Source organism: Phenylobacterium sp. (genome assembly GCF_020402505.1).
Classification (GTDB): domain Bacteria; phylum Pseudomonadota; class Alphaproteobacteria; order Caulobacterales; family Caulobacteraceae; genus Phenylobacterium.
Genome location: NZ_JADBZL010000181.1, coordinates 1 through 13,068 on the forward strand (window position 1 = coordinate 1; position 13,068 = coordinate 13,068).

Sequence of the window (13,068 nt, forward strand, 5' to 3'; positions counted from 1 at the left end):
CTATCCCCTGACCCTTCGCCAGGTGGCATCATGGGCGAGCCAGATCGAGAGCCGCGGCTACCAGCTGGCGCCAGCCTCCGCCCTCGCCCGAATCCGCTAATGAACCTGGATGACTATCGGCCCAATGTCGGCCTCGTTCTGTTCAGCCCTGAAGGGCGGGTATGGATGGGCCGAAGGGTCGAGACGCCGCCACCCTACAACTGGCAGTTCCCCCAGGGCGGGGTCGACGACGGCGAGGACCTTGAGGCCGCCGCCCTCCGCGAGCTGGAAGAGGAGACCGGAATCACATCGGTCTCGGTCCTGGGCCGGACCCCGGGCTGGATCGCCTACGACTACCCGATCGAGGCGAGGAAAGGACGACGGGGCTGGAAGGGACAGAAGCAGGTCTGGTTCGCCTTGAGATTCGAAGGGGACGAAACCGAAGTCCGTCTCGACCAGCATCATCCGGTGGAGTTCGACGCCTGGCGTTGGGCCCCCCTGGCGGATGCGCCTGAGCTCATCGTACCGTTCAAGAAACCTGTCTATGCGACGGTCGCCCAGGCCTTCGCACCCCTCGCCGACCACCTGGCCGGGGGGCGGCCTTGAGCCGTTCCCCCTCGATCATCATGGTCCACGGGGCCTTCTGCGGCGGCTGGGTGTTCGACGCCTTCCGCCAACCCTTCGAGGCGGCGGGCCACCCGGTCCTGGCGCCAGACCTCCGCGGCCACGGCGCCGGTGACCGGCCCGGCGAGGTGGGCGGCCTGTCCATGGCCGATTACGCCTCGGACATAGCCCACCTCTGCCGGAGGGTGGCTGAGGCGGAGGGGGCCGCGCCCGTCCTTCTGGGTCACTCCATGGGCGGGCTGGTGGCCCAGATGGCCGCCCGGCGTGGGCCCGTCTCCGCCCTGGCCCTGCTGGCGCCCTCGGCGCCCTGGGGCGTCTTCGGGTCAAGCCTGGAGGAGGCTGTTACCGCAGCCGCGCTGCCCCTGGTGGCGCCGACCCCCTTCTCGCCCGTAGACCCCGACCTGCAGCTCCTGAAGGCCTTCAGCCTGGATCGGCTGACGCCGGCGGCGCGGGAGGCGGCCGCCCGGCGGACCCGGCCCGAGAGCGCCCGCGCGATCCTGGAGACTTTGACCTGGTGGCTTGATCCGCTCATGACGACCCTGGCTCCCCCTGGTCGTCTGGGGTTGGACTCGCTGGTGCTGTCAGGGTCCCGGGACCGCGTACATCCGCCGGCCACCGTCCGGCAGGTGGCCGAACGTCTCGGCGGAGATTACCGCGAAATGCCGGGCATGAGCCACTGGCTGCCCGGGGAACCGGGATGGGAGGCCGTCGCCGGCGTGATCCTGGACTGGCTGGCCGCGCGACGCAGCCAGGCCGCCTAGAACTGGCGCTCGGAGTAGAGAATCTCGCCAGTGCCCCACTTGGGGTTGACCTCAGTCCCGTCGGGCTTCTTGAGCTGGACGAAGACCAGACCAATGGACTCCTTGTCTGTGTAGTACTCCCAGGAGCTCGTCACCCGCATGAAGTCGGTCGGCGGGATGTAGTTGTTCTCGCGCTGGAGTAGCAGACGGGGCTGGTTCAGGTAGGCGAACTTGTCGAGGCCCAGCAGGAGCGGCCTCTCACCACCGCTGGTGTAGGTCAGGCCGAGGCGACAGACCTGCTTGTTCGAGCCGGGATCATAGACCGTCAGGGTGTAGGGCTTGGCCACCAGGGTCTGGGTGAAACCGCCTTCCTTCCGGTTGCGCTTGAAACCGGCCGCCGAGGTGGCGAGCTTGGGAAGCTCGCCGCCGCGCACGAGGGGTACGCAGACAGACCGGATCACATTGAGGATCTGGCCGATCTCACCGTCGGTGGGCAGGGTCTCCACCACCGGGGGGGGAGCTGGCGGGGCCGGGGCCGCGGCCTCAGCCGCCGCCGGAGGCGCAGGCGGCGGGGGCGGGGCCGGAACGTCCTGGGCCATGGCCGGGAGGGCGATCGCCGAAGTGGCGACGAGGGTGATGACGGCGCTGCGCATTCTGTTTCCTCGTTTCCTGTTGTTCATCCCCCAAGCCTTAATGTCAGACTGACGGATCATTGTGCCTTGATCATGGCGTCTGGCTAGACCTCGACGGCGGACTCCGCCAGCACCGTGAGACCCGCGGGCGTCACGTCGGCGAATCCGCCGCGCACTTCGAATGTCGTGACCTGGCCGTTCCGGTAGAGCCTGAGCTGGCCTTCCCGAAGGGCGGTCATGAAGGGGGCATGGCCCGGCAGGACGCCGAAGTCTCCTTCGGAGCCCGGCGCGTCCACCTGATCGACCTCACCGGAGAAGAGCTCCCGCTCCGGTGAGACCAGCGAGAATTGCAGCTTTCCGGCCATCAGGGTCAGGCTTCCGCCGCGAGCTGCTCGGCCTTGGCCACCGCATCCTCGATGGTGCCGACATTGTAGAAGGCCGCCTCGGGGAGATGGTCATACTCGCCGTCCACCAGCGCCTTGAACGAGCGGATGGTGTCCTCGAGGCTCACGAAGATGCCGGGCATGTTGGTGAACTGCTCGGCCACGTGGAAGGGCTGGGACAGGAACTTCTGGATCTTCCGCGCGCGGGAGACGGTCAGCTTGTCCTCTTCGGAGAGCTCATCCATGCCCAGGATGGCGATGATGTCCTTCAGGGCCTTGTACTGCTGAAGGGTCTCCTGGACCCGGCGGGCGACGGTGTAGTGCTCCTCGCCGATGACCAGGGGGTCCATGATCCGCGAGGTGGAGTCCAGCGGGTCCACGGCGGGGAAGATGGCCTGGGCGGCGATGTCGCGGTTGAGCACCGTGGTGGCGTCCAGGTGGGCGAAGGAGGTGGCCGGCGCCGGGTCGGTCAGGTCGTCGGCGGGCACGTAGATGGCCTGCACCGAGGTGATCGAACCCTTGTTCGTTGAGGTGATGCGCTCCTGCAGGTTGCCCATCTCGGTGGCCAGGGTGGGCTGGTAGCCCACAGCCGAGGGGATGCGGCCCAGGAGGGCGGACACTTCGGAGCCCGCCTGGGTGAAGCGGAAGATGTTGTCAATGAACAGGAGGACGTCCTTGCCTTCCTGGTCGCGGAAGTACTCGGCCTGGGCCAGGCCCGTCAGGGCGACCCGGGCGCGGGCGCCGGGGGGCTCGTTCATCTGGCCGTAGACCAGGGTGCACTTCGAGCCTTCGGTCGAGCCGGTCTTGCGCGGGTCGACGTTCACGTTGGACTCGATCATCTCGTGGTAGAGGTCATTGCCCTCGCGGGTCCGCTCGCCCACGCCCGCCAGCACGGAATAGCCGCCGTAAGCTTTGGCGATGTTGTTGATCAGCTCCTGCATGGTCACGGTCTTGCCCACGCCGGCGCCGCCGAACAGGCCGATCTTGCCGCCCTTGGTGTAGGGGCAGAGCAGGTCCACGACCTTGATCCCGGTGACCAGGACCTCGGCCGCCGTCGACTGGTCGGCGAAGGAGGGGGCCTCGCGGTGGATCGGGCTTGAGTAGGCGCTGGTGATCGGGCCGGCCTCGTCGATCGGCTCGCCGATGACGTTCATGATCCGGCCCAGGGTGGCCGGGCCGACGGGAACGGTGATGCCAGCGCCGGTGTCGACCACGGGCTGGCCACGGGTCAGGCCCTCGGTGGTGTCCATGGCGATGGTGCGAACGGTGTTCTCGCCCAGGTGCTGGGCCACCTCGAGCACCAGGCGGAAGGGCTTGCCCGTCCTCTGGTCGGTGTTGGAGGTCTCCAGGGCGTTCATGATCGCCGGCAGGTGGCCTTCGAATTCGACGTCGACGACGGCGCCGATGACCTGGACGATCCTGCCGGTGGCGACGCCGGCCTTCGGAGCGGCGGCCTTGGGCGCTGCGGAAGCCTTCGCCGCCTTGGGCGCGGCGGCCTTGGCCGCGGGAGCCTTCTTCGCAGCGGCCGTCTTGGCGGGGGCCTTGGGGGTCGTAGCCATGGTTTCGGACTCTCTCGGTTAGAGCGCCTCGGCGCCGGAGATGATCTCGATCAGCTCCTTGGTGATCTGCGCCTGGCGTGAACGGTTGTACTGCAGGGTCAGGCTGGCGATCATGTCGCCGGCGTTGCGGGTGGCGTTGTCCATGGCCGCCATCTGGGCGGCGTAGAACCCGGCCTGGTTCTCGAGCATGGCCGAGAAGACCTGGACGGTGAGGTTCCGGGGCAACAGGGTCTCAAGAATCCCCTCGGCGTCCGGCTCATACTCATAACCGGCGCCCTTGAGGTCGACAGGCTCGGCGCCGGCGACCTGGGCCGGGATCAGCTGGACGAAGGTCGGGGTCTGGACAACAACCGACTTGAACCGGCTGAAAAGCAGGGAGACCACGTCGATCTCACCGGCCTCGAACAGGGCGGCCACCTTCGCAGCCACGTCCTGCGCTGTCGCGAGGGAGGGATTTCCGCCCGCCTCGTAGCTCTCGACGATACGGTCGCCGTACTGGCGACGCAGCTGCTCGCGGGCCTTCTTTCCGATGGTGATCAGGCGCACGTCCCGGCCTTCGGCCAGGAGGCGGTTGATCCTCTCACGGGCCATCCGGACGATGGAGGAGTTGAAGCCGCCGGCCAGGCCCCGGTCGGAGGTGGCGACGATCACCAGCTGGCGCACGTCGCTCCCCGTGCCCACCAGGAGCTTCGGCGCCCCGTCGCCGGACACGCCGGCGGCCAGGTTGGCGATCACCGACGCCATGCGGTCCGCGTAGGGACGAGCGTTCTGGGCGTTATCCTGCGCCCGCCGCAGCTTGGCCGCTGCGACCATCTGCATCGCCTTCGTGATCTTCTGCGTGGCCTTCACGCTTCCGATCCGATTGCGCATTTCCTTCAGGCTGGCCATGTCGGGCGGTTCCGGTCCGGCCTCAGGCGAAGGTGGCGGTGAAGGCGTCGAGCACGCCGCGCAGGTCAGCCTCGACCTTGTCGGTGAGCGCCTTGCCCTCGCGGATGGTGTCGAGCAGCTTCTGGTGCTTGCCGTGCAGGTGCTTCAGCAGCTCCTGCTCGTAGCGGCCTACGTCGGCGGTCGGCACGCCATCGAGGTAGCCCCGGGTGCCGGCGTAGACGACGGCGACCTGCTCCTCCACGGAGAGAGGGGCGTACTGGGGCTGCTTGAGCAGCTCGGTCAAGCGCTCGCCGCGGGCCAGCTGACGCTGGGTTGTCGCGTCGAGATCGGATCCGAACTTCGCGAAGGCGGCCATTTCCCGGTACTGGGCGAGGTCGCCCTTGATCGGGCCGGCGGCGGTTTTCATCGCTTTGATCTGGGCCGAGGAGCCCACCCGGCTCACGCTGATGCCGACGTTCACCGCCGGGCGGATGCCCTGGAAGAAGAGATCGGTCTCAAGGAAGATCTGGCCGTCGGTAATCGAGATCACGTTGGTCGGGATGTAGGCCGACACGTCGTTGGCCTGGGTCTCGATGACCGGCAAGGCGGTCAGAGAGCCGTTGCCGTTCTCGTCATTGAGCTTGGCGGCGCGCTCCAGGAGGCGGGAGTGCAGATAGAAGACGTCGCCGGGATAGGCTTCGCGGCCCGGCGGGCGGCGCAGCAGCAGGGACATCTGGCGATAGGCGACGGCCTGCTTGGACAGGTCGTCGTAGATGATGACGGCGTGCATGCCGTTGTCGCGGAACCACTCGCCCATGGCGCAGCCCGCAAAGGGGGCCAGGAACTGCAGGGGCGCCGGCTCGGAGGCCGTAGCCGAAACCACGATGGTGTAGTCGAGGGCGCCGCGCTCCTCGAGGGTCTTGACGATCTGGGCGACCGTCGAGCGCTTCTGGCCGATGGCGACATAGATGCAGTAGAGCTTTGCGCTCTCATTATCGCCGGCGTTCATCGCCTTCTGGTTCAGGATGGTGTCGACGGCCACGGCGGTCTTGCCAGTCTGGCGGTCGCCGATGATCAGCTCGCGCTGGCCGCGGCCGATCGGGATCAGGGTGTCGATGGCCTTCAGGCCGGTCTGCACCGGCTCGTGCACCGACTTCCGCGGGATGATGCCCGGCGCCTTCACGTCCACCCGGCGGCGCTCGGCCACGTTCTTGATCGGGCCCTTGCCGTCGATGGGCTCGCCCAGCGGGTTGACCACGCGGCCCAGCAGGCCCTTGCCGACCGGCACGTCCACGATCTCGGAGAGGCGGCGGACCTCGTCGCCCTCGGCGATGGCGCGGTCCTCGCCGAAGATCACGACCCCGACGTTATCTCGCTCCAGATTCAGGGCCATTCCCTTCACGCCAGCCTTGGGGAATTCGACCATTTCACCGGACTGGACATTGTCCAGGCCGAAAACCCGGGCGATGCCGTCGCCGACGGACAGGACCTGTCCGACATCGGAGACGTCGGCGTCCTGGCCGAAGTTGGCGATCTGGGACTTCAGGATGGCCGAGATTTCGGCGGCGCGGATATCCATGGCTTACGCTCTCTTCAGGGCGAACTTGAGGGAATCGAGCTTCGAACGAAGCGAAGCGTCGAAGAGTTTGGATCCGACCCGGACGCGAATGCCGCCCAGCAGGGCGGGATCCACGCGGGTTTCGATTTCGGGGGCCTTGCCAAGAGCGGTGCGGAGGGCCTCGGCGACAGCCTTGGACTGGGCGGCGCTCATCGGCGCGGCGGTTGTGACCACGGCGGACACCGCGCCCCGGGCGGCGGCGTCGAGGGCCTCGAAGGCGGCCAGCGCCTCCGGGAGGACCGAGGCCCGACCGTTCGCGGCCAGCAGGCCGAGGAACTTGCGGGTGGTCTCAGAGAACTTCGCCTTCGCGGCCAGTGCGCCCAGGGCGTTGGCCTTGTCGGTCGAGGTGAAGGCGGGAGAGGCCAGGAGGGTCCTCAGGTCGGACGAGTCCGCACGCATCCGCCTCAGGGCCGCAACATCCTCGGCGACCGCCCTGATCGTCCCGGTCTCGTTCGCGAGATCGAAAAGGGCCCGGGCGTAACGATCGCCCACATCTGAAGTCCTGGAATCGTCCGCCACTTGCTCCGCCCGCCCGATGCGTGTGTCACAGACGCCGGAAGCGCTTTCCGACGGCTAAAGGCTTGAAAGCGCTTGGAAAAGCACAGACGCCGACAGCCCTTTTCAGAACCCCCGACCCGAAGCCGCGCGTCTGATATCACGCAGCCTTCGGCGCCGCAACCAACGGCTCGCGGCGGAATCGCCGGTGACCGGAAAGCGCGCCCTCACCCGGCCTCAGCCCTCCGCCGCCAGACGGCTGAAGACGGCGGAGCCGGCGGCGATCATCCGGCCATCCGGCGCCTCCAGCCGGGCCCTCACGAAGGCCAGGCTACGGGTTCGGCGGTCGACCCACGACTCCAGGACGCCGGACGGCGCCAAGCCGCAGGCCGGGCCGAAATCAAGGGAAAGGGAGACCGGCCGGACGCCGTCCCCGGCGACCTCCGACAACCGCGCCTGGATCAGGGCGGCGACGCCGGCGGGATCGGCGGGAATGGGCGAAGGGGCTCGGCGCGGGTCAGTCATGGCGGGCCTCATGCCGCGGTCGGGCCGGGTTGGGAAGAGCCTTTCCCGAGAGGGCGCAATCCTGTCGCGCGAGTCAGCGGGCCGGTGTATGCCTCGGCCCGTTCGGCGCGGAGCGAAGACCCGTTCGGAGACCCAGGGCCATGGCCAGATCCGACACCCGAGACGCACCGCCCCGGCGGCGGCGTTCCTTCCTGCAGGGACTCGTCTACTGGGGCGCAGTTCTGTTCGTCTGGGGCCTGATCTTCGCCCTCGCCTTCCTGGCCGTCTTCGCCGCCGACCTGCCGGACACGTCCAACCTGAACGCTGTCCGCCGTCAGCCCTCGATTTCCTACCTGGACCGTTCCGGCGCCCTTGTTTCCGTGCGGGGCAGCCAGTACGCGCCGCCCGTCGACCTCGACAAGCTTCCCCCCTATGTGCCCGCCGCCTTCGTGGCCATCGAGGACCGGTGGTTTTACTGGCACTTCGGTTTCAACCCCTGGGGCATCGTCCGAAGCCAGGTCTACAACCTGACCCACAGGGGCGATGGACCCCTGCGGGGCGGCTCGACCATCACCCAGCAGCTGGCGCGCAACCTTTTCCTGACCATGGACCAGACCTATCGGCGCAAGGCGCAGGAACTGGTCCTGGCCATCTGGCTGGAGACGAAGTTCACCAAGAAGGAGATTCTCGCCCTCTACCTGAACCGGGTCTACTTCGGGGCCGGCGCCTACGGCATCGAGGCCGCCGCCCAGAGGTATTTCGGAAAGCCGGCCGACCAGCTCACCATCGGCGAGAGCGCCCTCCTGGCCGGCATGATGAAGGGCCCGTCTCGCTACAGTCCCGTCTCCTCCGCAGACCGGGCCGCCCGGCGCGCGACCGTGGTGCTCAATGAAATGGTCCGCGCCGGCGCCATCACGCCCGCCCAGCGGGCGGAGGCGATCGGCACCCCTGTGCGGGTCAACCCCACCCTGGCCAGCCAGCGTGCGCAGTACTTTACGGACTGGGTGGATGAACAGGTTCGCGGTCTGGTGGGAGAGCCCACAGAGGACCTCATTGTCGAGACCACCCTTGACCTGCCCATCCAGGTTTCGGCCGAGCAGGCCCTGCGGGCCGGAGTCGCCGGGGCTCGGGGACAGGGCGTCCAGCAGGGCGCCCTCGTGGCGCTCGACGGGGAGGGACGCGTCCGCGCCTATGTGGGAGGCGTCGACTACGAGGACAGCCAGTTTGACCGCGCCTCCATGGCCCGGCGGCAGGCGGGGTCGGCCTTCAAACCCTTCGTCTACCTGACGGCGCTGGAGCGGGGCCGCACCCCCGAGACCCCGGTGGTCGACGAGGCGATCCGGATCGGAACCTGGGAGCCCAGGAACTACACCGGCGAGTTCCTGGGCCCCATCACCCTGCAAACGGCGCTGGCCCAATCGGTGAACACTGTCGCGGCCCGGCTGGCGAACGAGGTGGGCACCGGCAATGTGGCCGCCACGGCCCGGCGTCTGGGAATCCGCTCACCGATCCAGCTGGACCCCTCCATGGCCCTCGGCGCCGTCGAGGTCAGTCCCCTCGAGATGGCCCAGGCCTACACCCCTTTCTCGAATGGCGGCTATCTGTCGCCAGCCTGGGCCATAGAGCGGGTGCGGACGGCGAGCGGCAGGGTGCTCTACGACCGGTCGGTCGCCCGGCCGGCCAGGACCCCGGTGATCTCGTCCCCGGCGCTGCCGCAGATGAACCAGATGCTGCGCCAGGTCCTGGTCTCCGGGACGGGAACCCGGGCCCGTGTCCCGGGCTATGACCTCGCGGGCAAGACCGGCACCACCAGCGACTACAGGGACGCCTGGTTCGTGGGCTACACCGGCGGCTTCGTGGCGGCGGTCTGGGTGGGCCGGGACGACAACACCCCCATGCGGCGGGTGACCGGCGGCGGGGCCCCGGCGGCGGTCTGGCAGGCCTTCATGAGCCGCGCCCTCCCCCGGCTGCGGGCCGAACCCATCCCCGGCGGTCTCCCGCCACCTACGGCCGAAGAAGATCCCATCGGAGACATTCTACAGGCGCCTGCCGAGACTCCGGCCCAGGCGGATCCGGCAGTCCGACCCTCGGCGCCGGCCCCATCCCCTGCGGCGAGCCCGCCTCAGCCCTCCGCCGCCCCGAGGGCGTGAAGCCGGGGACCTTCTCGTCTCAGCCATTCACGATGGGGTGAGGGGTCGCCGACGAGGTCCCTGACCAGGGCCCAGAAGGCCGGACCGTGATGGGGCTCCAGGATGTGCGCGCACTCATGGGCGGCGACATAGTCGGCGACCGGCGTTGGGGCGAGGGCAAGCCGCCAGACATAGCGCACCGAGGGCGGCGCGCCCCCCCGTCCCGGCGTGCAGGAGCCCCAGCGAGTGCGGGTGTCGGTCACTGTTACGGTCGGCAGAGGCGCCCCGAGAGTCTCGCAGTGGCGCCGGGACAACTCGCGGAAGCCGGTCAGGGCCTCGTGCTTCAGAACCCTCACCACCGAGCGCGCAAAGGCCTCGGGCTCCCCTGCGGCCCGGATGACGAGCGCCCCGTCCGGGTCGTCGAACAGACGGGTGCGCCCCGTCCCGGCCTCCAGCCGGCAGGCGCGGTCGAAGACGGTGAGTTCAAGCCCTGGCGCCAGGGGCGAGGACTCCGGGACCGCTGCAAGACGGCTCCGGATCCAGTCCGCACGGCTCCGCGCGAAGCGGGCGGCTTCCATCAGGCCCCGCAGGTCGGGGGCGGAGGCCACGACCTCGCGGCGGGTGCGGTCGAGGCGAAGAGCGATCCGGCGGGAGCGGCGGTTGACCCGCAACCGCACAGGCAGGCCCTCGACCTCGATCAGATCGCCGTCGGCGTACGACCGCCCGAAACCCAAGAGGCTCAAGGGCGGCTCAGCCGGCAGGCGCGGCGACGCGCGCTTCCTGGCGGGCGATGAAGGCGGCGACCCGGGGATAGATCTCCTCCCGGAAGCGTCGCCCATTGAAGACCCCGTAATGGCCCACATGGGGCTGCACGTAGTCCTCCCGCAGGTCATCCGGGAGACCGGTGCACAGGGTATGGGCGGCCTGAGTCTGGCCGATCCCGGAGATATCGTCGAGTTCTCCCTCGACCGTGAGCAGGCCGATGTCGGTGATGGCCGAGGGCCGCACCAAGCGGCCCTCATGGGTCAACTCGCCCTTGGGCAGGAGGTGCTGCTGGAAGACGATGTCGACGGTCTGGAGATAAAACTCCTCCGTGAGGTCCAACACTGAGAGGTACTCGTCGTAGAATTCCAGGTGCTTCTCGGCGGAGTCGCCGTCTCCGTTCATCAGGTCCTGCAGGTACCGCCAGTGGGCGTCCTGGTGCCGCTCCATGTTCATGGACATGAACGAATAGAGCTGGACAAAGCCCGGATAGACCCGGCGACCCGCGCCTGCGAATGGCAGGGGCACGGTGCTGATCATATTCGATTTGAACCAGGCGAACGGCCGCTCCTCGGCCAGCTTGTTGGTCACCGTCGGTGAAAAGCGGGCGTCGAGGGGAGAGCCCATGAAGGTCATGGAGGCGGGCCGGCCCTCGTCCCCATCCTCGGCCATCAGGGCGGCGGCCGAAAGCACGGCCGGACCGGGCTGACAGACGGCGACCACATGGCAGCGCGGGCCCAGGCGGCGAAGCATTTCCCGGACATGGTCCAGGTAGTCATGGAAGTCGAAGCGGCCCTCAAGAACCGGCACGTCCCGGGCGTTGGACCAATCTGTGATGAAAACCTCATGGTCCTGCAGAAAGGTCCGGACCGTATCCCGCAGGAGGGTTGCATAGTGGCCGGACAAGGGCGCGACAATCAGGACCGCGGGCGCCGCCGCGGTGCGTCCTGCCCGGCGCAGATCCAGGGGGTCGCGCACGAAGTGCGTCAACTTGACCCAGGGGCTGGACCAGGCCTCCACCCGCCGAACCCGGACGTCCACTCCCGAGATTCTGACGCTTTCGATCCCCCAATCGGGCCGCCCGTAGCGGCGCGTCAGATTGGCGAACAGGTCGGCGGAAGCGAAGAGGCGCCGTCCGACCGGGGTCTCACGGGCGGGATTCAGCGGTGAACTCCAGTACTGGCGCGTCACCCGGGCGGCCGCCCTGAGGGGGGCGGCGACATAGAATCCGGCTTCGTAGAGGGTATAAAGCATGGTCGCCCAATGATGTTGCAACGCAACATATCGCGCCGAAGCGCGCCGGATGTCCAGCCCGGAAGGCTTCAGCCCCGTTTCATGGCGTCACGGACCTGGCCGGCGAGGGCCTCTGGAGCCATACCGTACGGCAAGACGCGAGCGAACTGACCTGACGGATCCATCAGGTAGCTGATCGAGGAGTGGTTGATCAGGTAGGCGTCCCCTTCGCCCTGCTTTTCGTAATAGACCTTGTACGCACGCGCGACGGCGGCCACCTGCTCGGGGGTGCCTGTCAGTCCGACCACACCAGGCGGAAAGGCCGGATTGTTCAGGTAAGCGGCCATCTGGGCCGGAGTGTCGCGTTCCGGATCCACAGAGACGAAGATGATCTGCACCTTCTTCCCGTCCGGACCGAGGAGGTCGAGTGTCCGTCCCAGGGTGTCGAGGGTGGTCGGACAGACATCCGGGCAAAACGTGAAGCCAAAGAACACGATGCTCCAGCGCCCCTTGAGACCTGCCTCCGTAAAGGGCCGGCCCGTCGTGTCGACCAGTGTGAAGGGCCCGCCAGGGCCCGCCTGGGGGCTGGACGTCGCCTCCGGCGGGGGCCGGCGTCCTCCGATCTGAACAGCCAGGAAAGTCAGGCCGGCGACAAGGATAGCGGCGGCCAGAAGGCGCAGGATCAGCTTGGGTGTCATGCGAGGCCGTCCCCGGGGTTTAGGTCGGGGAGGCTTTAGCGCGGAATATCTCCGGCTTCCAGCCACGGCGCGGGTCCGGCTTGCCTAGTCCTGCCCTACGCGCCAAGCTCCAATTCCGGTCGGGCATGCGAGCCACGCTCATGAGTGCAACCGAAACTGCCGAGCACGTCGAACCCGCCGAGTCGCAGGAGGGTCGTCCTCTCCTGCTGGTTGATGACGACGAACTCCACTGCATCCGCACTGGGCGCGCCCTGGAGGCCCGGGGGTTCCAGATCGTGCGGGCGCGCAACCTGGCGGAGGCCAGGAGGGTCATACTGTTAGAGCCCCCGGCATTCGCTGTTCTGGAGATGCGTCTGAGGGATGGCCTCGGCCTTGCGGTGATCGAGGCCCTGCTCTGCCGGCGCCCGGACAGCCGCGCTGTCGTGCTGACGGCCTTCGGATCCATCGCCAACGCTATTGCCGCCGTCAGGCTGGGGGCGGCGGATTACCTGACCAAGCCGGCGAACGGGGAAGACCTGACCGCCGCCCTGCTGGGCCAGGCGCCTGCAAACGGGTTGGCTCTGAAACCCATGACTGCAGACCGGGCGCGCTGGGAACACATTCACCGGGTCCTTGAGTTCAGCGGATACAACATTTCCGAGGCCGCGCGACGCCTGGGCCTGCACCGCCGGACCCTGCAGAGGATTCTGGCCAAGCGAGCGCCGCGCTGAGGCGATACGCTCAAACCTCGAGATCTACGGCCAGCACCCCCGAGGCGCGCAGGGCCGCCAGGCGCGCAAAGGCGATGGTCAGGGCCTTGCGGCGGCTTCCGGCCAGGGGCGAAAGGGGAGCCTCCCGCACCAGAG

General features: G+C 68.2%; 15 protein-coding genes. 4 read left to right on the forward strand and 11 right to left on the reverse strand.

Annotated features, from left to right (window positions below; all coding sequences use genetic code 11):
- Positions 1-99: 99 nt before the first annotated feature.
- Both IM632_RS12345 and IM632_RS12350 read left to right on the forward strand, forming a co-directional pair.
- Entirely contained in the window at positions 100-585 is a 486-nt protein-coding gene (locus IM632_RS12345) for an RNA pyrophosphohydrolase (protein WP_296518554.1), read from the forward strand.
- A complete protein-coding gene (locus tag IM632_RS12350; RefSeq protein WP_333806693.1) occupies positions 582-1,364 on the forward strand; it encodes an alpha/beta hydrolase in 783 nt (260 codons plus the stop codon). The genes IM632_RS12345 and IM632_RS12350 overlap by 4 nt, the downstream gene beginning before the upstream one ends.
- On the opposite strand, the gene IM632_RS12355 is transcribed toward IM632_RS12350, so the two are convergent.
- The 7 genes from IM632_RS12355 to IM632_RS12385 all read right to left on the reverse strand — a co-directional run bounded on the left by IM632_RS12355 (position 1,361) and on the right by IM632_RS12385 (position 7,422).
- Positions 1,361-1,996, reverse strand: coding sequence for a hypothetical protein (locus tag IM632_RS12355; RefSeq protein ID WP_296479898.1), 636 nt, complete (start codon positions 1,994-1,996; stop codon positions 1,361-1,363). The genes IM632_RS12350 and IM632_RS12355 overlap by 4 nt on opposite strands.
- Positions 1,997-2,079: 83 nt before the next feature.
- The gene (locus IM632_RS12360; protein ID WP_293511603.1) at positions 2,080-2,340 is read right to left on the reverse strand and encodes an ATP synthase F1 subunit epsilon; all 261 of its coding nucleotides are present in this window, start codon (positions 2,338-2,340) and stop codon (positions 2,080-2,082) included.
- Between the two features lie 5 nt (positions 2,341-2,345).
- Complete coding sequence (gene atpD / locus IM632_RS12365; protein ID WP_296479897.1) at positions 2,346-3,917, reverse strand: F0F1 ATP synthase subunit beta; 1,572 nt, start codon at positions 3,915-3,917, stop codon at positions 2,346-2,348.
- A gap of 18 nt (positions 3,918-3,935) precedes the next feature.
- Complete coding sequence (locus IM632_RS12370; RefSeq protein ID WP_296479896.1) at positions 3,936-4,805, reverse strand: F0F1 ATP synthase subunit gamma; 870 nt, start codon at positions 4,803-4,805, stop codon at positions 3,936-3,938.
- 22 nt (positions 4,806-4,827) lie between these two features.
- On the reverse strand, positions 4,828-6,363 hold the full coding sequence (gene atpA, locus IM632_RS12375) for a F0F1 ATP synthase subunit alpha (RefSeq protein ID WP_296479895.1): 1,536 nt from the start codon (positions 6,361-6,363) through the stop codon (positions 4,828-4,830).
- 3 nt (positions 6,364-6,366) lie between these two features.
- Positions 6,367-6,921, reverse strand: a complete 555-nt coding sequence (locus IM632_RS12380) for a F0F1 ATP synthase subunit delta (protein ID WP_296479894.1) — start codon at positions 6,919-6,921, stop codon at positions 6,367-6,369.
- A gap of 213 nt (positions 6,922-7,134) precedes the next feature.
- Positions 7,135-7,422, reverse strand: a complete 288-nt coding sequence (locus tag IM632_RS12385) for a hypothetical protein (protein ID WP_296502693.1) — start codon at positions 7,420-7,422, stop codon at positions 7,135-7,137.
- A gap of 140 nt (positions 7,423-7,562) precedes the next feature.
- Here IM632_RS12385 and IM632_RS12390 point away from each other — a divergent pair, with 140 nt between their 5' ends.
- The gene (locus tag IM632_RS12390) at positions 7,563-9,551 is read left to right on the forward strand and encodes a transglycosylase domain-containing protein (protein WP_296552407.1); all 1,989 of its coding nucleotides are present in this window, start codon (positions 7,563-7,565) and stop codon (positions 9,549-9,551) included.
- Here IM632_RS12390 and IM632_RS12395 read toward each other — a convergent pair.
- From IM632_RS12395 to IM632_RS12405, 3 genes are all read right to left on the reverse strand, one after another.
- Complete coding sequence (locus IM632_RS12395) at positions 9,524-10,273, reverse strand: YgjP-like metallopeptidase domain-containing protein (protein ID WP_296497713.1); 750 nt, start codon at positions 10,271-10,273, stop codon at positions 9,524-9,526. The two genes, IM632_RS12390 and IM632_RS12395, sit on opposite strands and share 28 nt — an antisense overlap.
- 7 nt (positions 10,274-10,280) lie before the next feature.
- On the reverse strand, positions 10,281-11,546 hold the full coding sequence (phaZ, locus tag IM632_RS12400) for a polyhydroxyalkanoate depolymerase (RefSeq protein ID WP_296484957.1): 1,266 nt from the start codon (positions 11,544-11,546) through the stop codon (positions 10,281-10,283).
- Positions 11,547-11,614: 68 nt separating this feature from the next.
- Positions 11,615-12,223, reverse strand: a complete 609-nt coding sequence (locus IM632_RS12405; protein ID WP_296484961.1) for an SCO family protein — start codon at positions 12,221-12,223, stop codon at positions 11,615-11,617.
- 140 nt (positions 12,224-12,363) lie between these two features.
- Here IM632_RS12405 and IM632_RS12410 point away from each other — a divergent pair, with 140 nt between their 5' ends.
- Positions 12,364-12,933, forward strand: a complete 570-nt coding sequence (locus IM632_RS12410; protein WP_296484965.1) for a response regulator — start codon at positions 12,364-12,366, stop codon at positions 12,931-12,933.
- Positions 12,934-12,943: 10 nt separating this feature from the next.
- Here IM632_RS12410 and IM632_RS12415 read toward each other — a convergent pair.
- The coding region (locus IM632_RS12415) for an MmcB family DNA repair protein (protein ID WP_296552408.1) at positions 12,944-13,068 on the reverse strand (125 nt) is incomplete at its 5' end.

Coding starts and splice junctions, on each gene's coding strand:
- IM632_RS12345 (WP_296518554.1), top strand. CDS start 100: ATGAACCTGGATGACTATCGGCCCAATGTCGGCCTCGTTCTGTTCAGC.
- IM632_RS12355 (WP_296479898.1), bottom strand. CDS start 1,996: ATGCGCAGCGCCGTCATCACCCTCGTCGCCACTTCGGCGATCGCCCTC.
- IM632_RS12360 (WP_293511603.1), bottom strand. CDS start 2,340: ATGGCCGGAAAGCTGCAATTCTCGCTGGTCTCACCGGAGCGGGAGCTC.
- atpD (WP_296479897.1), bottom strand. CDS start 3,917: ATGGCTACGACCCCCAAGGCCCCCGCCAAGACGGCCGCTGCGAAGAAG.
- IM632_RS12370 (WP_296479896.1), bottom strand. CDS start 4,805: ATGGCCAGCCTGAAGGAAATGCGCAATCGGATCGGAAGCGTGAAGGCC.
- atpA (WP_296479895.1), bottom strand. CDS start 6,363: ATGGATATCCGCGCCGCCGAAATCTCGGCCATCCTGAAGTCCCAGATC.
- IM632_RS12385 (WP_296502693.1), bottom strand. CDS start 7,422: ATGACTGACCCGCGCCGAGCCCCTTCGCCCATTCCCGCCGATCCCGCC.
- IM632_RS12390 (WP_296552407.1), top strand. CDS start 7,563: ATGGCCAGATCCGACACCCGAGACGCACCGCCCCGGCGGCGGCGTTCC.
- phaZ (WP_296484957.1), bottom strand. CDS start 11,546: ATGCTTTATACCCTCTACGAAGCCGGATTCTATGTCGCCGCCCCCCTC.
- IM632_RS12405 (WP_296484961.1), bottom strand. CDS start 12,223: ATGACACCCAAGCTGATCCTGCGCCTTCTGGCCGCCGCTATCCTTGTC.
- IM632_RS12410 (WP_296484965.1), top strand. CDS start 12,364: ATGAGTGCAACCGAAACTGCCGAGCACGTCGAACCCGCCGAGTCGCAG.